Origin of the sequence: Comamonas sp. CMM03, from assembly GCF_019218715.1 — a bacterium.
GTDB lineage: Bacteria > Pseudomonadota > Gammaproteobacteria > Burkholderiales > Burkholderiaceae_C > Comamonas > Comamonas terrigena.
The window spans coordinates 832,439-849,744 of sequence record NZ_JAHUXB010000001.1 but is presented as its reverse complement, the minus strand read 5'-3'; the positions used below and the strand labels follow the sequence as shown (position 1 = coordinate 849,744).

17 protein-coding genes and 2 riboswitches are annotated in these 17,306 nt (G+C 66.4%); of the genes, 10 read left to right on the top strand and 7 right to left on the bottom strand.

Translation table 11 applies throughout. The features are described 5' to 3' along the window. Nucleotides 1–386: 386 nt before the first annotated feature. Nucleotides 387–607, bottom strand: a riboswitch (cobalamin riboswitch). Next, nucleotides 605–1,189, bottom strand: coding sequence for a GNAT family N-acetyltransferase (locus KW830_RS03830; RefSeq protein WP_255578057.1), 585 nt, complete (start codon nt 1,187–1,189; stop codon nt 605–607). It overlaps the preceding riboswitch by 3 nt. Before the next feature lie 59 nt (nt 1,190–1,248). After that, nucleotides 1,249–1,476, top strand: a riboswitch (cobalamin riboswitch). 133 nt (nt 1,477–1,609) lie between these two features. Between KW830_RS03830 and KW830_RS03825 the strand changes: the two genes are divergently transcribed. The 8 genes from KW830_RS03825 to KW830_RS03790 all read left to right on the top strand — a co-directional run bounded on the left by KW830_RS03825 (nt 1,610) and on the right by KW830_RS03790 (nt 8,224). Then, nucleotides 1,610–2,617: an ABC transporter substrate-binding protein gene (locus tag KW830_RS03825; protein WP_218332194.1), complete on the top strand. Its 1,008-nt coding sequence runs from the start codon at nt 1,610–1,612 to the stop codon at nt 2,615–2,617. A gap of 87 nt (nt 2,618–2,704) precedes the next feature. Beyond that, entirely contained in the window at nt 2,705–3,793 is a 1,089-nt protein-coding gene (locus tag KW830_RS03820; protein WP_218332192.1) for an iron ABC transporter permease, read from the top strand. Then, entirely contained in the window at nt 3,790–4,617 is an 828-nt protein-coding gene (locus KW830_RS03815) for an ABC transporter ATP-binding protein (protein ID WP_255578056.1), read from the top strand. The genes KW830_RS03820 and KW830_RS03815 overlap by 4 nt, the downstream gene beginning before the upstream one ends. An 11-nt stretch (nt 4,618–4,628) precedes the next feature. Continuing rightward, complete coding sequence (locus tag KW830_RS03810; RefSeq protein WP_218332190.1) at nt 4,629–5,081, top strand: pseudoazurin; 453 nt, start codon at nt 4,629–4,631, stop codon at nt 5,079–5,081. A 63-nt stretch (nt 5,082–5,144) separates the two neighbouring features. Further along, entirely contained in the window at nt 5,145–6,476 is a 1,332-nt protein-coding gene (locus KW830_RS03805; RefSeq protein WP_218332189.1) for an OprD family outer membrane porin, read from the top strand. 102 nt (nt 6,477–6,578) lie between these two features. Beyond that, nucleotides 6,579–7,151 (top strand): antitoxin Xre-like helix-turn-helix domain-containing protein, encoded by a 573-nt coding sequence (locus tag KW830_RS03800; RefSeq protein ID WP_218332188.1) that lies wholly within the window; start codon nt 6,579–6,581, stop codon nt 7,149–7,151. Then, nucleotides 7,144–7,635, top strand: a complete 492-nt coding sequence (locus tag KW830_RS03795; protein ID WP_218332187.1) for an RES family NAD+ phosphorylase — start codon at nt 7,144–7,146, stop codon at nt 7,633–7,635. Before KW830_RS03800 ends, KW830_RS03795 begins: the two co-directional genes overlap by 8 nt. A 205-nt stretch (nt 7,636–7,840) precedes the next feature. Further along, nucleotides 7,841–8,224: a hypothetical protein gene (locus tag KW830_RS03790; RefSeq protein WP_218332186.1), complete on the top strand. Its 384-nt coding sequence runs from the start codon at nt 7,841–7,843 to the stop codon at nt 8,222–8,224. Between the two features lie 149 nt (nt 8,225–8,373). On the opposite strand, the gene KW830_RS03785 is transcribed toward KW830_RS03790, so the two are convergent. The 3 genes from KW830_RS03785 to KW830_RS03775 form a co-directional block, all read right to left on the bottom strand. After that, complete coding sequence (locus KW830_RS03785; protein ID WP_066533306.1) at nt 8,374–9,348, bottom strand: tripartite tricarboxylate transporter substrate binding protein; 975 nt, start codon at nt 9,346–9,348, stop codon at nt 8,374–8,376. A 240-nt stretch (nt 9,349–9,588) separates the two neighbouring features. Then, nucleotides 9,589–9,855: a DUF2798 domain-containing protein gene (locus KW830_RS03780; protein ID WP_218332185.1), complete on the bottom strand. Its 267-nt coding sequence runs from the start codon at nt 9,853–9,855 to the stop codon at nt 9,589–9,591. Nucleotides 9,856–9,981: 126 nt separating this feature from the next. Next, complete coding sequence (locus KW830_RS03775; protein WP_218332184.1) at nt 9,982–10,740, bottom strand: isochorismatase family protein; 759 nt, start codon at nt 10,738–10,740, stop codon at nt 9,982–9,984. A gap of 426 nt (nt 10,741–11,166) precedes the next feature. Here KW830_RS03775 and KW830_RS03770 point away from each other — a divergent pair, with 426 nt between their 5' ends. Next, nucleotides 11,167–12,231: an asparaginase gene (locus tag KW830_RS03770; protein WP_218332182.1), complete on the top strand. Its 1,065-nt coding sequence runs from the start codon at nt 11,167–11,169 to the stop codon at nt 12,229–12,231. 121 nt (nt 12,232–12,352) lie between these two features. On the opposite strand, the gene KW830_RS03765 is transcribed toward KW830_RS03770, so the two are convergent. After that, nucleotides 12,353–13,540 (bottom strand): M20 aminoacylase family protein, encoded by a 1,188-nt coding sequence (locus tag KW830_RS03765; RefSeq protein ID WP_218332180.1) that lies wholly within the window; start codon nt 13,538–13,540, stop codon nt 12,353–12,355. A gap of 18 nt (nt 13,541–13,558) precedes the next feature. After that, nucleotides 13,559–14,902: a DUF3100 domain-containing protein gene (locus KW830_RS03760; protein WP_218332178.1), complete on the bottom strand. Its 1,344-nt coding sequence runs from the start codon at nt 14,900–14,902 to the stop codon at nt 13,559–13,561. A gap of 199 nt (nt 14,903–15,101) precedes the next feature. Between KW830_RS03760 and KW830_RS03755 the strand changes: the two genes are divergently transcribed. Then, complete coding sequence (locus tag KW830_RS03755) at nt 15,102–16,016, top strand: LysR family transcriptional regulator (RefSeq protein WP_218332177.1); 915 nt, start codon at nt 15,102–15,104, stop codon at nt 16,014–16,016. 141 nt (nt 16,017–16,157) lie between these two features. Here KW830_RS03755 and KW830_RS03750 read toward each other — a convergent pair whose 3' ends face one another. After that, a complete protein-coding gene (locus KW830_RS03750; RefSeq protein WP_066532253.1) occupies nt 16,158–17,231 on the bottom strand; it encodes an alkene reductase in 1,074 nt (357 codons plus the stop codon). Between the last annotated feature and the right edge of the window lie 75 nt (nt 17,232–17,306).

Sequence of the window (17,306 nt, the reverse complement as noted above, 5' to 3'; positions counted from 1 at the left end):
GGGTGCCGGCGCAGTGTGCGCGGCGTGGGCGATGTGAGGGCAGTGCAGCGGCAGGGCCCGCGACCGGCTGGCCGCCATGGCGCTCACGGCCTCGGCCGAACAACCGCTGCGGGCCACAGGTCAGGGGGTGCATGCGCCGGTCCTGCCCGGCAGGCCGTGCCATGGAGACATCCGCAGTGCAGCGCGCAGCCATGCGCACGCCCTGCACGGACGTTGGGACAGGCATGCGCCGGGCATGCCGATGTGTGAACGGTTGAACCATGCTCTCCCCGAGCCGCCACGCGACAAAAAGCATGCGGAGGGGAAGCGATGCGTGCGACAGGCCTGGGTCGCACCGCCAAAGCGGTGGAAAGGGCCAGTCAGCAAACAGCCCACACCCCGTGGCATACCACTGCAATCGAACAGGTCGGTATTCTGGCTCGCCGTCATACCGCACACACGGCCTTCCCAGGTAACGTACCCAGTGGCATCAACGTGTGGCGGTCAGGCTTACAGCAGCGGGGGCTGCGCCGGAATGCTTCCCACCCGAAGGCGAAGGTCACCGGACTTCCCGTTTCACCCGGCATGGGCATGCGCCATGCAGAGCTCCTGTTCAAAGCGCAAATTATAGGAGCGGCAGCACACCCTTCGCGCAACGGGGACAGCTAAGTGGACGCTGCAGTGGGCAGCACAGGCGGCAGCAGGCACTGCATGTGGATGGTCTGCCAGACCGGGTCGGCCTCGCGCTGCAGCACCGCAAACCCCTTGCCTTGCCAGAACTCCAGCGCCCCGGCAAAAACGGGTGGGTGTGCAGGTACAGCACCTCCACCCCGTGGGCCCGGGCGTGGGCCTGCAGCGTGGCCCACAAGGCCTGCGCCAGGCCCTGTCGCCGCCACACTGGCGCCACAAACAGGCGCACCACTTCCACCACGGCCAGCGGCCCGAAGTCCAGTTGCGCAAACCGGCCGTCGTACGGGCGGTAGGCAATGCTGCCCACCACACCCCGCTGCGCATCGTGGGCCGCCCACATCTGCCCGCCGCCGCCCCCGTACACCTGCTCGAAATGCAGCAGATCCGCCGGCGTGTCCTGGGCAGACACGCGCGCACCGAACATCTGCACGCGTGCATCGCGCAGAAAACCGTCCACCTCCTGCAGGCGCTCGACCGGCTGGATGGAAATCAGATGGGACAGGGACAAAGACAGGGTCATGCCAGCCTCGAAACCGCCATGCGCACAGGCTGCCGTGGGGGCTGCCGCTACAAAATCAGCTACATTAACCGAACTTTGGTTCCGCAAGGACATGCGCCGGCATACGCTGGCCGCATGAGGGAATCCAGTGCAGACCGCGCCCCTGGCGCTGCCTGCCAAATGGAACTGCCCCCGCAACTGTAGGCAATGAGCCCGCGACCGACACACCACTGAACGCCAGTTTGGGAAGGTGGCCGCGAGGCGCTGATCTGCCAGTCAGGAGACCTGCCAAAGCACCAACCATTCATTGCCGGCGGGGTGTCCGGGAAGTGAGCCATTTCTCGTGACTCTGTCGTTCCGGCGCCGCTGCGGCCCGCACGCACAGCGTGGGTTGTGCCTTGTCTTCCAGTGGTCCCTGCCCAACCTGGAAAGACGAGCCTGATGCTGATCCGAAGCCTTGCCTGCACCGCCCTGCTGGCCACCACCTTCACCGCCCACGCCACGGACTATCCCTTGCAGGTGCAGAACTGCGGCCACACCGTCACTTTCGACAAGGCCCCTGCTTCGGCCGTCACCATCGGCCAGGGCGGCACCGAGATGCTGTATGCGCTGGGCCTGGGCGACAAGGTGGCCGGCACGGCGCTGTGGTTCAACCCGGTGCTGCCGCAGTTCAAGGCCGTCAACGACAAGGCGCCGCGTCTGTCCGACAACATTCCCAGCTTCGAGTCGGTGATCGGCAAGCGCCCGGCACTGGTCGTGTCCCAGTTCGAATGGATGATCGGCAAGGACGGCGTGGTCGGCACCCGCGAGCAATTCCACGACCTGCGCATCGCCACTTACGCCATGCCCACCGACTGCGAGGGCAAGAACAACCTGGTGGGGTCGGACGGCACACGCACGGCCGGCTACGACGTGAAGTCCCTCTACAAGAGCATTCACCAGCTGGCCCAGATCTTTGATGTGCAGGCGCGCGGTGACAGCCTGGTCAAGGACCTCGGCACCCGCCAGGCCCAGGCCATCGCCAAGGTCAAGGCATCCAAGCTGCAAGACCTGTCGGCGGCGCTGTGGTTCTCCAGCTCCGATCTGGCGGCCGACCCGTACATGGCCGGCAAGAACGGTGTGGCCGGTTACATGATGCAGTCCATGGGCCTGCGCAATGTCGTCGGCTCCACCGAAGAATGGCCCACCGTAGGCTGGGAAACCATTGCCAAGGCCAACCCGTCCATTCTGATCATTGCCCGCATGGACCGCCGCCGCTTCCCTGCCGATGACTACCAAAAGAAGCTGGAATTCCTGAAGAAGGACCCGGTCACCCAGCACATGGATGCCGTCAAGAACCAGCGCATCGTCATTGTCGATGCGGATGCCCTGCAAGGCTCGATCCGCCAGGTCGACGGCATGGAGCAGATTGCCGAGGCCGTGCTCCGCCTGCAAGGCGCGGCCAAGTAAGAACAGCAAGCGCAACAAGCACCACAAGAGCAGCAAGAAGAAAGCTCCCCTGCCGTGCCGCCCTGCACGGCAGCCTTGCCTATTTCCATGCAAGCAGAGACTGCACTCCCTCGCGCAGACGCCGCCGGCACCGCTGGCGGCCGGCGGCGTCTGCGCACGGCCTGGGTAGCGGCTGCGGCCGCCGCCCTGCTGCTGATCGCCGTCGTGCTGGGCATCGCCATCGGCGAGACCGACATCTCCGCGCACACCGTCTTTCAGGTGCTGGCCCACCAGTTGCTGGGCCAGCCGCTGTCCGCCGTCGACCCCATCACCCAGGGCATCGTCTGGAACTACCGGCTGCCGCGGGCACTGGTAGCCGCCAGCTGCGGCGCGGGCCTGGCCATCTCCGGCGTGATCCTGCAGTCGCTGCTGCGCAATGCGCTGGCAGAGCCGTATCTGCTGGGCATCTCGGCAGGCGCCTCCACCGGGGCGGTGCTGGTCACCGTGGCCGGCCTGGGCGCCGGCGCCATCTCGATGACCACGGGCGCCTTCTTCGGCGCGGTGTGCGCCTTTGCCCTGGTCGCCCTGCTGGCCCACGCCGCCGGCAATGGCGGACTGCGCAACAGCGGGCAGATCGTGCTGGCCGGCATTGCCGGATCACAGCTCTTCAACGCCCTGACCTCGCTGGTCATCACCAAGTCCGGCAGTGCCGAACAGGCGCGCGGCATCATGTTCTGGCTGCTGGGCAGCCTCAGCGGCGTGCGCTGGCCGGATACGCTGCTGACCGCCACGGTCGCCGGTATCGGCACCCTCCTGTGCCTGCTGCATGCCCGCTCGCTGGACGCATTCACCTTCGGCAGCGAATCCGCCGCCGCACTGGGCATTCCGGTGCGCCGGGTGCAGCTGACCTTGCTGCTGGCGGCCGCGCTGATGACAGCGGTGATGGTCTCCATCGTCGGCGCCATCGGCTTTGTCGGGCTGGTGATCCCCCATGCCGCGCGGCTGATGGTTGGCGTCCGCCACCGTCGCCTGATTCCCGCCAGTGCACTGATTGGCGCGGTGTTTCTCATTGCGGCCGATGTCGTCTCGCGCACGCTGATCGCCGGCCAGGTCCTGCCCATCGGTGTCATTACCGCCCTGGTGGGCGCCCCGGTGTTTGCGCTCATCCTGCTCAAGGCCCAGGGGCGCCGGGCATGAACGCCCCCTTCATGTTCATGGCATCCACGCCCTCCACACCGCCTGCGGTGGCACTGCAGGCACGCCAGCTCGGCTGGCAGGTACAGGGCACGCCCATCGTGCAGAACGTCTCGCTGCAGGTGCACAGCGGAGAAATGCTGGGCCTGATCGGCCCCAACGGCTCGGGCAAGTCCAGCCTGCTGCGCCTGCTGTCCGGCGTGCTGCGCCCGCAAACCGGTGACGTGCTGCTGGGGGACCAGGCACTGCACCGCCTGCCACGCCGCAGCATTGCCCGCCAGCTGGCCCTGGTGGCGCAAAGCGCACACACGCAGGATGCCATCACCGTCTGGGACGCCGTGGAGCTGGGGCGCACCCCCTGGCTGTCGGCCCTGCAGCCGCTTTCGGCGCGGGACCGGGACATCGTGCACCAGGCACTGCACGCCGTCGGCCTGCAGGACAAGGCGCAGCGCACCTGGCACACCCTGTCGGGCGGCGAGCGCCAGCGTGCACACATTGCCCGGGCCCTTGCGCAGCAGCCCAGCGTGCTACTGCTGGACGAACCCACCAACCACCTGGACGTGCACCAGCAGCTGTCGCTGATGCAGCTGGTGCAGCACCTGCCCATCACCAAGGTGATTGCGCTGCATGACCTGAACCAGGCCCTGGCCTGCGACCGACTGGCGGTGATGCACCAGGGCCAGCTCGTGCACATGGGTCCGCCCGACGAAGTGCTCAGGCCAGAACTGCTGCAGACCGTCTTCCAGGTGCAGGCCCACAGCCTGACCGACCCCCTCGACGGCAGCCGCGTGCTGCGCCTGCGTCCCTTGACCACCCCCTTGCCCTGAAAGCCTTGCCCATGACCGTCTCCCTTGCTTCCCGCCTGGCCGCCCTGTGGCTGTGCTGCTGCGCCGCCAGCGGGGCCAGCGCCGAAACCTTTGAAGTCAAGATGCTCAACCGCGGGCCGCACGGCGCCATGGTCTACGAGCCCGAATTCATCCAGGCCGCCCCCGGCGACACCATCAAGTTCCTGGCGACCAGCAACGGCCACGACGCCGTCTCCATCGCCGGCATGGCTCCGGCGGGCGCCACCGCCTTTCGCGGCAAGGTCAATGAAGAGATTGCCATCACCCTGACCCAGCCGGGTCTGTACGGCATCAAGTGCCAGCCCCACTACGCCATGGGCATGGTCATGCTGGTGCGGGTGGGCGACACCCCGCTCTCCCAGCTGGTGGTACCGGAAGATGTACCGGAACAAGCCCGCCAGCGCTTTGAAGGCATTGTCTCGCGCGCTGCCGCCGCCGCCCGATAAACGCCCTCCCCGATACCCAGCGCACGCTGCGCCGGCCACCCTTCCCACCCACCCCGCCCCTCCATGCGCCGACCTACCGCCTCCCACCTTCTCAGCCTGGCCCTGCTCTGCACCACCGGCGCCGCCTGTGCCGGCGCCCAGGATGACGCCACCGGTTTCACCGAAGGCAGCAGCCTGACCCTGCTCAACCGCATGCTGTTCGAGCAGCTGGACTACCAGAAGGGCAGCAGCTTCCGCGCAGCCAGCGGTGTGCGCGGCCAGACCCAGGCCCAGGAAGCAGCCTACGGGCTGATGCTGAACTACCAGTCCGGCTATACCCGCGGCCTGGTCGGCGTGGGGCTGGACGCCCATGCCTATGGCGCCGTCAACCTGGGCACCGAGGCCGACAGTGCTCGCGCCACACCGCGCTACGTGGCCAAGGACGGGCAGGACATCCCCGACCGCTTTGGCCGTGCCGGCGGCGCCCTGAAGTTGCGCGTGTCCTCCACCGAACTGAAGCTGGGCGAGATGCGCACCAAGAACCCCATCTTCAGCTCCTCCGACACCCGCCTGCTGCCCGAAACCAACCGCGGCTGGCAGATCACCAGCAGCGACATTGCCAACGTCACGCTGCAAGCCGGGCGTTTCACCCGCTGGGCCGACCGCAATGCCCGCAGCAATGGCGGCCAGCTGCTGGCCAACTACTCCGGGGTGAATGGCGATTCCTTCAGCTTTCTGGGCGGCGCCTGGAACACCCCCATCCCCAACCTGTCGGTCAGCAGCTACTACGGCCGCTATGAGGACCACTGGAACACCTGGTACCTGGGCAGCTTCTACAAGCTGCCGCTGGCCGACCAGCGCAGCCTCTCCTTCAACCTGAATGTCTACCGCAGCGCCGACACCGGCAAGGCCCGGGCGGGCGACATCGCCACCACCACCTGGAGCCTGCTGGGCAGCTACGCCTTCGGCCCGCACAAGCTGGGACTGGGCTACCAGAAGGTCAACGGCGACAACCCCTTCGACTATGTGAACCGGGGCTCCATCTGGCTGGACAACGCCATGCAGCTGTCCGACTTCAACGGTGCACATGAAGCCTCGTGGCAGCTCCAGTACCACCTGGACCTGGGCAGCCTGCTCACCCCGGGCCTGAGCGCGGGCGTGGCCTACACCCGGGGCTCTGGCGTGGACAACCGCCGCCTCAACAGCGTCTATGCCAACTACCTGGGCTACACCGGCACCGGTGGCAAGCACTGGGAACGCGATCTGATCGTGCGCTACACCGTGCAGCAAGGCAGCGCCAAGGGCCTGTCGCTGCAGCTGCGCTATGGCGTGCACCGCACCAACAAGGCCCAGGGCGAAGCCAACATCGACCAGATCCGGTTGCAGGCGGAGATGCCGGTGGCCATCTTCAAATAAGGCAGCGCGCTGGCCCGGGTGGTCGGCCAGCGCTCCCCGCACGGCTTGCCCTTTTCTGCTCATTTGAGATAATCAAATCACCCAAATGAGCACCACCCCGCCATGACCCGCGCCACCCCAACGACCAGCCGGTCTAACAGCCCGTCCGCCAGCCGGGCATCCCCCATGCCGCCCCGCCCCGGCGCTGCGGCCCGTGTTCCGGGGCGTGCTTCCACCCGCCGCACAGGCCCTCGGGCAGGCGCTGCCACCGGCGTATATGCCGACGCGCTGGCCATGCCGGTGCAGGACCGCATTGCCGTCATCCGCCAGGGCCTGGGCGCCCAGGGCGTGTCCGACATGGCCTCGGCGCTGCAGCTCAGCGTGGACCGCACCATCCACATCCTGGGCTTTCCCAAGTCCACGGTGCTGCGCAAGATCAAGGGCGCCGACGTGCTGGACAGCGACCAGAGCGAACGCCTGTTCCAGCTGCAGCGCCTGATCGGCATGGTGCAGCAGATGGTGCAGGACTATGGCGACTCCCAGGGCTTCGACGCCGGCCAGTGGCTGGGCCAGTGGCTGGAGCAGGCCAACCCCGCGCTGGGCGGCGAGAAGCCGGCCGCCTACCTGGACACCGCTTCGGGCGTGGCGCTGGTGGAATCGCTGCTGCACCGCATGATCTCCGGCGCCTATGCCTGAGGCCGCGGCCCCACCGGTCTCGGTCTGGCGCATTGCCACCCAGGGCCCGGCCTGGAAAGCCACCGACCTGGACGGCAAAGGCATGGCCATCCACGGCGGGCGCTGGAACCGGCCTTCCGTACCCATGGTGTACTGCGCAAGCTCCGTCGCGCTGGCCTGCCTGGAGACCGTGGTGCACCTGAACGCCAGCGGCCTGCCGCTGCGCCGCTACCTGATCGAGGTACAGATTCCCGCCGCCGTGTGGGCGGCCGCCGAAACCGCCACGCCCCCGGCCCGCTGGAACGCACGCCCCGACAGCCCCAGTGCCGCCGACTACGGCTCCCGCTGGGCGCGCAGCCTGCGCAGCGCCGTGCTGCGCGTGCCCTCGGTCATCATTCCGCAGGAATTCAACTACCTGCTCAACCCCGCCCACCCGGATGCGGCGCAGATCACCGCCGTGGACCACGGGCGTTTTGTCTACGACGCACGCCTGCTGGGCCGCTAGCCCAGCTGACCACGCCGGTCACGGTCTGCCCCGGCCCGTGGCGCCCCCCTTCCACTGCCCTGGTGCTGCACAACACTTGCTTGCGCCTGTTGCATGTACAGCGCAGCGCCTGGCACCACGACGGAGCGAGATTTCCGAATGGGCCCCTGCTCTATGCGAAGCTTTACCCCGGGAGCCCCGGCCTATCCGTCAAAGGAGTCACTCCGTGCCGCGCTTGCTCACCACCAGTCTGGCCTGCCTGGGCTTGGTGGCCATCTACGGTTTTCTCGATAGTGCGGCCCCGCCGGATCTGGCGCACACCGGCAGCCAGGTGAACCAGGCCATACACCGGCTGCGTGTGCAAGTGAAGGCGCTGGACGACTCGCCGCTGTCCAGGGAAGTGGCCGCATGGGCCCGGCACGTGCCCGGCCCTCCGCCTGAGGACCTGCTGCACATCCCGGAACGGGTGGATCGGCTGCTGGCCGACCCGCAGGCCCCCAGCCGCACCTGGGCCGCATGGCAGCAGGACTACGCCGCCCTGTGCCAAGATCGGATCAACCCGCACCTGCCGCAGGCGCTGCAGTGCGGGCCTGCCCACGGGGTGCAGTAGACGCAGCGCCTGACGGTGCCGGAGCCCCGCCAGGGTTCACGCACTCTCAAACTCTCAAGCTTGTAAACCTGCAAGCCTGAAAGCATGCAATGGCCGCTTCAGCGCGCTGGCGGCGCCGAAGCAGCACATTGCTATAGAGCCAGCCCGGCTCAGGCCTGCGGGCCCAGCTTGGCCAGCGCAGCCTTTTCCTTGACGGTGGATTCCTGGGCAAACTGCTTGTAGCGCGCGCTGTCCATGTAGATGGGCAGCATCTCGAAGCGCTGCAGCATGGCCTGGTAGCTTTCCATCTCCATGGCCTGCTTGAACGCGTCGTGCAAGCGGGCCTGCACATCCTTGGGCAGACCCTTGGGCGCCACCAGGCCAAACGGCGAATACTGGGTCGTGGGCAGGCCCAGCTCAATCAGCGTGGGCGTCTTGGGCAGCGTGGGCAGGCGCTTTTCGGTCCACACATTCAGCGCCACCATGCGGCCCTGGTCCACATAGGGGATGACGGCGCTGGTATCGGCCGCCACCATCACCTCACCGGACATGGTGGCGCGCATCAGCTCGGCCGAGCCCTTGTAGGGCACATGCACCACTTCCAGGCCCAGTTGCTGGGCAATGATGGCCGAGGTCACGTGCGGCGAGGTGTAGGTGCCGGTGTTGCCAATGGTCAGCTTGCCGGGATGGGCCTTTGCCCAGGCCACCACGTCCTGCCAGCTCTTCAGGCCCGACTGGGTGCTGGCCACCATGCAGAACGCATAGCCGGTCACATTCAGGATATAGCTCAGGTCTTCCACCGGATTCCACTTCAGGCCGGTGGTGAACGGCAGGCGCATCACGCTCATCGGCAACTGGGCCAGGGTGTAGCCATCGGCCTGGGTGGACTGCAGCTGGGCCGCAGGCAGCGAGCCAGAGGCACCCGGGCGGTTTTCCACGATGACGGGCTGGCCCAGGACCTTGCTCGCGTTCTCTGCCAACTGCCGCATGGTCAGGTCGGTCGGCCCCCCGGCCGGGAACGCCACCACCAGCTTGATGGCACGGGTGGGAAAAGCCTTGCTGGCCTGGGCCAGCGACGGTGCGGTGCCCAGCCAGGAGCCGGCCACGGCCGACACGCCCGCCTGCAGAGCGGTTCTGCGCGAGATACTCATTGTCTTTGTCTTCCTAATAGTTATTTGGTGACAAAGAGTGTAGAAATCGATAGCGATTCCGCACTGACGCCTAGGCGACAAGACCTGCGTGAGCACCGGCTATCAGCACCCCAACAGTGCGTAAGGCCTCCGGCGTGCAGGCTTCCCACACCAGGAGGCAGCACGGAATGCGGCGGTTTTCGCCGTTTCGCAGCTGCCAGCAAGACGCCAGGGTGCAGAGTGCCCTGGCGATTTTCAGTGTCCGGTATGCACCGTCAGCGCCACCAGGCGCATTACAAAAGGCCGCACCACCATCACACAGCAGAACGCCACCGGCAAGGCCAGCGTATAGGCGCTCAGCACGCGGGACCAGTAGCCTGCGTCGAAACCGGTTTGCACCCCGACGATGGTGGCGCACATCAGCAACGCCATGATCATGGCCATGTAGAAGGCAAACACCACGGGGACAAAGCGGCGGTGCAGCTTCCAGCGGGACGGAGTGGGAGAGGAAGACGGTGTCATGCAGATATTGGTTGATTTAATCAATCAATTATCGCATTGAAATGTTGACTAAATCAACATTCTGCACAATTTTTACACCGTAGCAGCCATCCCTCAGCCCTGCCTCATCCCGGCATACCCTCTCCCTCAGGCCATCACCGGCTCGGTCTGCAAGGCGTCGCAAAACGCCGGCATCTGGCTGACCCAGCCAAAGAACGTCTCCACGTTGTACGCCGTGGCCTGCTGCATGCTGTCGCCCCCCAGCGCATGGGTGGCATCCTCCAGCAGCACGCTGAAGTACTCCAGGTGGAAGGCGTCGCGCAAGGTGGACTCCACGCACACATTGGTGGCAATGCCGGTCATGAACAAGGTGTTGATGCCCCGCGCACGCAGCACGCTGTCCAGCTGGCTGTGAAAGAAGCCGCTGTAGCGCACCTTGGGCACCACAATGTCTCCGGGCTGGGGCTGCATGCAGTCCATCAGCGCATAGTCCCAGCCTCCCTTGGCCAGGAAGCGGCCCGCCAGCTCGGGCTTTTTGCGCATGGTCTTGAGCGCATTGCTCTTGTACCAGTTGGGCGATCCAGGGCCGCCCGCCTCCACATAGTCGGCGTCCCAGCCGTTTTGCAGAAACACCACCAGCATGCCCGCCGCGCGCGCGGCGCTGATGGCCTGCAGGATCTTGTCGGCCGCGGCCTGCGCGCCGGCCACGCTGAAGCCGGCCTGGTCGACATAGCCGCCCACCGAGGCATAGGCGTTCTGCATGTCCACCACGATCAGCGCGGACTGCGCCGCCGCAAACGCCACCGGCTCCGGCCGCGCCGGCACCACACACGGCGCCGGGCTGCCGGCGGCGCGCGGAGCGCCCACCGGGGTAGTGGAAGTCAAAGTCACATGCTGAAGGGTCATGGCAGGCATTTACAAAGTGGAGGGAGAGATCAGCCTGCGCCGCTGCGGCCCAGGCCCCACCCTGTGCATTGCACAAAACATACCTGCGGAGGCACACGCCCACGGTGCCCCGCCACCGGCTGCGTCACCTGCAGGACACCGTTGCGATGGCCATAAAACCTGCTGGATATTCAGCCACTGCAATCGCAGACAGCTATCTAATCAGGAGCACCCTGTCGAAAACCAGGCTGCATGGCACCGCACGCCAGCCCCGCCAGACCCATGCGGCACAAGGCCCCGCCGGCTTGCCACACGCCGCGCCCCGGCGGCTGCGGGATTTCCACGAGGCCCAACTCCCCAAAACGGTGCATTGGCGTGCCAACAATGGCGGGGCCTGCTGCATGGCAGGCGCATTACAAGCCTTTACCCTCTCGGAGACACCCCCCTATGCAACGCTTTCGCCCCACTGCCATGGCCCTCGCCGTGGCGCTGTCCACCACCTTGCTGGCCGGCAACGTCCTGGCCCAGGCCAAACCCACGGTGCAGTTCATTGCCACCGGCGGCACCATCGCCATGAAGATCGACCCGGTCAAGAATGCACCGGTGCCGGCCATTTCCGGCGACGACCTGCTGGCCACCGTGCCCGATGTGGGCAAGTACGCCCAGATCCAGGTGAACAACCTCTCCAACGTGCCGTCGGACTATATGGACCCGGCGCGCTGGGTGCAGCTCAGCGCCGCCGTCCAGGCCGCGCTGGCCCGGCCCGAGGTGGCGGGCGTCATCGTCTCCCATGGCACCGACACGCTGGAGGAAACCGCCTTCTGGCTGGACCTGACCGTGCAGTCGCCCAAGCCCGTCGTGCTGATCGGTGCCCAGCGCAACGCCTCGGTGTCCGACTTTGACGGCCCGCGCAACCTGCTCAACGCCGTGCGCATTGCCGTCGACCCGCAGTCCCAGAACAAGGGCGCGATGCTGGCCATGAACAACCAGATCAATGCCGCACGCTATGTGACCAAGACGCACACCGCCAATGTGGAAACCTTCCGCTCCGGCGAATACGGGTTCCTGGGCGAGGTCTACCCCGACCGCGTGATCTACGGCAGCGCCCCCGTGCGCCGCCAGCACATCGCCATCCAGGCCCAGACCATGCCCGAAGTGGAAATCTTCCCCATGTACGGTGGCGCCAACGGTGAGGCGCTGCGCCAGGCCGTGGACCGGGGCGTCAAAGGCATCGTCATCGACGCGCTGGGCATGGGCAATATGAACGTGCCCATGCTGAACGCCGCCAAATACGCCATCAGCAAGGGCGTGCCCGTGGTGGTCACCACCCGCGTGCACAATGGGCGCGTGATGCCCAGCTACGGTTTTGAAGGCGGCGGCAAAACCTCCTTCGACGCCGGCGCCATCATGGCCGGCGACCTCAAGGCCCCCAAGGCGCGCATTCTGCTGATGCTGGCCCTGCAATCCGGCCAGGCACAGCGCGAACAGCTGCAGGCGCTGTTCGACAAGTAAGCCCCACACACGGCCATGAAAAAAGCCAGCGCACTGCGCTGGCTTTTTTTGAAGGTGCAGGGTTGTGCGGAAGGCCGCTATCACAGCCGTTCTGCAGCTCTGCTGCCCTGCCGCCTTGCGGTCAGACCGCGGCGGACGCCTGGGGCAGCTTGCCGTCGCGCAGCAGCGCACCCACCAGCTCCACCCAGTAGCGCACGCCAAGCGGCAGATTCGCGTCGTTGAAGTCGTACTTGGGGTTGTGCAGCGAGGCACTGTCTTCCCCATTGCCCAGCCAGATGTAGACACCGGGGCATTCCTGGGCCATGAAGGAGAAATCCTCCGAAGCCATGCTGGGCACCATGTCGCGGCGCACCTTGCCGTCGCCCAGCACGCTGTTCAGCACCTCGGCACAGACCTCGGCGTGCTGCGGGTTGTTGATGGTGGCCGGGTAGCTCACGCGGTAATCCAGCTTCGCTTCCAGCCCGTGCAGCGCGCAGGTCGCGTTGATGGCGTCGCGAAAACGCTGCTCGATGCGCGCGCGCTGGGCCATGTCAAAGCAGCGCACGGTGCCGCGCAGCTTGATGGCTTCGGGCATCACGTTGTAGGTGTCGCCCGCGTTGAAGCTGGTCACGCTCAACACGGCGGGCTTGTGCACCTCCTGCTCGCGGGCAATCAGCGCCGGCAGCTGGGTCACCAGCTGGCAGGCGGCCAGCAGCGCATCCTTGCCCAGGTGGGGCATGGCGGCGTGGCAGCCTTTGCCAATCAGCGTCAGGTCAAAAATGTCGAACGCCGCCATCACGGCCGTGCTGTGAACCGCCGCCGTGCCCACCGGCAGCCCCGGCCAGTTGTGCATGCTGTAGACGGCTTCCATGGGAAAGCGCTGGAACAGGCCGTCCGCAATCATGGCGCGGGCGCCGCCTTCGTTTTCTTCGGCAGGCTGGAAGATGAAGTGCACGGTACCAGCAAAGTCCGGGTGGGCCGCCAGCGTCTTGGCCGCGCCCAGCAGCATGCTGGTGTGGCCGTCGTGGCCGCAGGCGTGCATGCGGCCCGTGTGCTGCGAGGCATGCTCGCAGGTGTTCAGCTCGGTCACATGCAGCGCGTCCATATCGGCCCGCAGGCCGATGGACGGGCCCGCACCCAGCGCGCCCTGCAGCACGGCCACCACGCCGGTGCCGGCCAGGCCGGTGTGCACTTCCAGCCCGAAGCTGGTCAGCAGCTCGGCCACGCGGGCACTGGTGCGGTGCTCCTGGAAGGCGGTTTCCGGGTGGCGGTGAAAATCATGGCGCCAGGCTTGCAGCTCTTGCTGACCCGGCCATTGAATGGTTTGCATGCTCTGCTCCGGTGGTGCTTACAGCGTGTGCACAAAGGTCTGCGCGATCATCGTCGCGGCCAGGAACACGCCTGCATTGGCCAGCAGCGACACCACCACAATGCGCCAGCCCAGGCGGCGGAAAGCCGGAATGTCCTTGGCCAGCGACAGGCCGGCAAAGGTCAGCATCGGGGTGATCATGGCCAGGAAGTTGATCTTGCCGGTCAGTGCGGCCACTTCGGCCGCATACGGCGTGTGGGGGAAGGTCAGCGCCATGGCGATGAACGAGATCCAGCACACGGCAGGCAGCTTGCGCTTGGTGCCTACATAGATCAGGTCGCCCACCAGCACCGCCACGATGATGATGACCACGCCCGGCAGCGCATCCAGCACGGGAATACCGTAGCCGATGCGGTTGCCGATCAGCACCATCGCGCCCACCAGCACCCAGGAAGCCAGGCGCATGCCCAGGCCCAGCACGGGACCGTGCACCACTTCTTCCTCGGCATCGTCTGCGGCGGCCTTGGCTTCTTCCACGGCCACAGCCTTGCGGTTGCGGCCCAGCAGCGGCTCCAGCACGCGGTAGGCGTACACGGCCACGGGCAGCGAGATGAACAGCGTCAGGTAGGTGCCCACCGTGGTGGCAATCAGGTTGGCGGCAGCGGCAAAGGTGGCGATCTGGTCGCTCATCTCGGGGTGCTGTGCGGCAATGGCGCCCACGGCGGCGGCCGTCATCGAACCCGAACCCACGCCCGCGCCCATGCCCAGGGCCAGCGGATGGAAGATGTTCAGGCTGGAGACAAAGCCCGCCAGCAGCGAAATGAAGATCGCGCCGATCAGCGTGCCGGTGATGTACTCGGCCAGCACACCGCGGCCTTCGGGCGAATCCATGCCGAAACGCTCGCCGATGATGGCCAGACCCGGCTCACGGCCGATGGAGAACGTGGCGCCCACCGCCTCGCGCTTGATGCCCAGCAGCAGCGCCACCGGCATGCCCAAGGCAATGCAGCCCACCAGATTGCCCAGCTCCTGCAGCACCAGACCCCAGCCCACCTGGGCCAGCTGCGGCAGCGAACCGCCCACCAGCAGACCCAGCTTGGCGATAAACAGGAACAGCGCCGACGACAGAATCGCCGCCGACAGATGCTGGCTCTGCAGGCTGACCTGCAGCGGCGCCGGCATGCGCTTGCGCAGCAGGCCCAGCACCAGGCCGATCAGCAGCGCCCAGATCATCGGCAGCAACACCACCTTGCCCACGCCCAGGGCAATGGGCAGAGGCCCCAGCCATTCGGACAAGGCCGCAATCACCAGCGCCAGCACAAAAATCTGCACCACGCTGCCCATGTTCATTGCTGCCTTGGCTGGCCGCATCGCTGTACTCATCAATGTCTTTCTCTGCGCTGCAGCCCACGTTGTGCCGCGCAATGGATGGCTCGAAATGGCAGACCCAGCCGGCACCCCAGCCCCTGCCCATACGGGCGCCGAATATAGCAATGCGTTTATTGCATGTGGTTTTGTTTTCTGTTCTAAAAAAAAGAACATTAGTATTACCACGCATCAATCTACGCCCCTGGTGACCTCCATGCAAGCCTTCCAAGACTCCCGCGCACGCTATCTTTTTGAAGCGGTTTCCTGTGGCTCCGTGCGCGCTGCAGCCGAAAAACTGGGCATCGTGCCCTCGGCCGTCAGCCGCCAGGTCAGCCTGCTGGAAGAAGAACTGGGCCTGGCCCTGCTGGAGCGCCACCGCACCGGCGTGGTCCCCACCGAGGCCGGCCAGCTCATCCTGGACTACCACCGCCAGCAGACCGCCCACCAGCACGACATGCTGGCCAAGGTGGATGCGCTGCGCGGCCTGCACAGCGGCAGCGTCAGCGTGGTCAGCGGAGAAGGCTTTGCCCAGGAGCTGATCGACGGACCGATCCGCCAGTTCCGCCTGCAGCACCCGGGGGTCAGCGTGTCGCTGGAAATCTACGGCACCACCGAAATCATGCGCCGCGTGCGCGAGGACGAGGCCGAGATCGGCCTCGTCTACTACCCACCGGCAGACAGCCACATCACCGCCCGCGGCGCGGCGCGCCAGCCCATGCACGCCATCGTCCACCCCCAGCACCCGCTGGCCGATGTGCCGCACACCACGCTGCAGGCGCTGACACAGTGGCCCATCGCCCTGCTGCAGGGCGTCTACGGCATCCGCCAGCTGGTGGAATACGCTGAGCAGGCGGACAAGATCCGCCTCTCCCCGGCATTGACCAGCAATCTGATCAGCGTGCTGATCAGCTTTGTTGCCACCAACCAGGGCGTGACCCTGCTGCCGCCCTGCGCCATCACCACCGAACTGGCCCAGGGCCGCGTGCGCGCCGTGGCGGTGAACAGCACCCCGTTCCAGCAGGCCGAGATGCAGCTCATCACCCGCACCGGCCGCTATCTGTCACCGTCCGCCAACCGCTTTCTGCAGTACTGCATGCAGGGCATGCAGGCCTTCCACACGGGCGAATAACTGCGGCCCGCCGGAACGACAGCGACCTGTGCGGCACAAAAAAAGCCAGGCTGACAAGCCTGGCTTCGGGGTGGCACTGCACCGCTGCACTGCGGCACGCCGGGTAAGGCAACGCCGGGCGTGCAGCGGCAGTGGTCTGCCTCAGTCTGCGGTGCAGGCTTCCAGCGCCGGGTAGTCGTTGTACCCCGTGGCGTCGGGGCTGTAGATGGTGGAGGCATTCAGCGCATTCAGCGGCGCGCTCTGGGCAAAGCGGGCCGGCAGGTCCGGGTTGGCAATGAAGGTGCGGCCAAAGGCCACGGCATCGGCAGCGCCGCTGGCCAGCACGGCTTCGGCCTGCTGCTGGGTGAATCCGTCATTGGCAATGAACGTGCCCTTGAAGACCTTGCGCATGTGCTGGCCGATGGGCAGCACGCCGTCCTTGAGCTCTTCGCGCGAGAAGATGAAGCCCAGCTTGCGCGCCGCAATCTGTTCGGCCACATAGGTGAACAGCGCCACCGGGTCGCTGTCGCGCATGCTGTGCGTGTTGCTCATGGGGTTCAGGTGCACGCCAATGCGTTCGGCCGGCCATTCCTGGGCCAGCGCATCCAGCGTTTCCAGCAGAAAGCGTGCGCGGTTTTCAATGCTGCCGCCGTACTGGTCGGTGCGCTGGTTGCTGCCGTCGTGCAGGAACTGGTCGAACAGATAGCCGTTGGCGGCATGCACCTCGATGAAGTCAAAACCGGCTGCCTTGGCGTTGCGCGCGGCCTGCACAAAGTTCTGCACGATGCCGGCAATCTCGGCCGTCTCCAGCGCGCGCGGCACGGCATAGGGGCGCTTGGGGCGCAGCACATTCACCTCGCCTTCGGCGGCAATGGCGCTGGGAGCCACGGGCAGCTGGCCATCCAGCAGCTCGGGGTCCGAAATACGGCCCACATGCCACAGCTGCAATGCAATCTTGCCGCCTTCGGCGTGCACGGCCTCGGTCACCTGCTTCCAGCCTGCCACCTGCGCGTCCGACCAGATGCCCGGCGTATTGGGATAGCCCACGCCCATCGGCGTGACCGACGTGGCTTCCGTCAGGATCAGCCCCGCGCCTGCACGCTGGCGGTAGTGCGTCGCCTGCAGTGCACCCGGCGCACGGCCGTCAAAGGCACGCATGCGCGTCAGCGGGGCCATCACCACGCGGTTGGACAGAGTGACGGAGCCAATGTGGAAAGGAGTCTGGAGTGAGGTCATAAGAGCCAATCGAAAGAGGATGTCCGCCCGGCCGCAGCCGGGGAATGCATGCCAGCGGCATGCCCGGTCAACACC

Coding starts and splice junctions, on each gene's coding strand:
- KW830_RS03830 (WP_255578057.1), bottom strand. CDS start 1,189: ATGACCCTGTCTTTGTCCCTGTCCCATCTGATTTCCATCCAGCCGGTC.
- KW830_RS03825 (WP_218332194.1), top strand. CDS start 1,610: ATGCTGATCCGAAGCCTTGCCTGCACCGCCCTGCTGGCCACCACCTTC.
- KW830_RS03820 (WP_218332192.1), top strand. CDS start 2,705: ATGCAAGCAGAGACTGCACTCCCTCGCGCAGACGCCGCCGGCACCGCT.
- KW830_RS03815 (WP_255578056.1), top strand. CDS start 3,790: ATGAACGCCCCCTTCATGTTCATGGCATCCACGCCCTCCACACCGCCT.
- KW830_RS03810 (WP_218332190.1), top strand. CDS start 4,629: ATGACCGTCTCCCTTGCTTCCCGCCTGGCCGCCCTGTGGCTGTGCTGC.
- KW830_RS03805 (WP_218332189.1), top strand. CDS start 5,145: ATGCGCCGACCTACCGCCTCCCACCTTCTCAGCCTGGCCCTGCTCTGC.
- KW830_RS03800 (WP_218332188.1), top strand. CDS start 6,579: ATGACCCGCGCCACCCCAACGACCAGCCGGTCTAACAGCCCGTCCGCC.
- KW830_RS03795 (WP_218332187.1), top strand. CDS start 7,144: ATGCCTGAGGCCGCGGCCCCACCGGTCTCGGTCTGGCGCATTGCCACC.
- KW830_RS03780 (WP_218332185.1), bottom strand. CDS start 9,855: ATGACACCGTCTTCCTCTCCCACTCCGTCCCGCTGGAAGCTGCACCGC.
- KW830_RS03775 (WP_218332184.1), bottom strand. CDS start 10,740: ATGACCCTTCAGCATGTGACTTTGACTTCCACTACCCCGGTGGGCGCT.
- KW830_RS03770 (WP_218332182.1), top strand. CDS start 11,167: ATGCAACGCTTTCGCCCCACTGCCATGGCCCTCGCCGTGGCGCTGTCC.
- KW830_RS03765 (WP_218332180.1), bottom strand. CDS start 13,540: ATGCAAACCATTCAATGGCCGGGTCAGCAAGAGCTGCAAGCCTGGCGC.
- KW830_RS03760 (WP_218332178.1), bottom strand. CDS start 14,902: ATGAGTACAGCGATGCGGCCAGCCAAGGCAGCAATGAACATGGGCAGC.
- KW830_RS03755 (WP_218332177.1), top strand. CDS start 15,102: ATGCAAGCCTTCCAAGACTCCCGCGCACGCTATCTTTTTGAAGCGGTT.
- KW830_RS03750 (WP_066532253.1), bottom strand. CDS start 17,231: ATGACCTCACTCCAGACTCCTTTCCACATTGGCTCCGTCACTCTGTCC.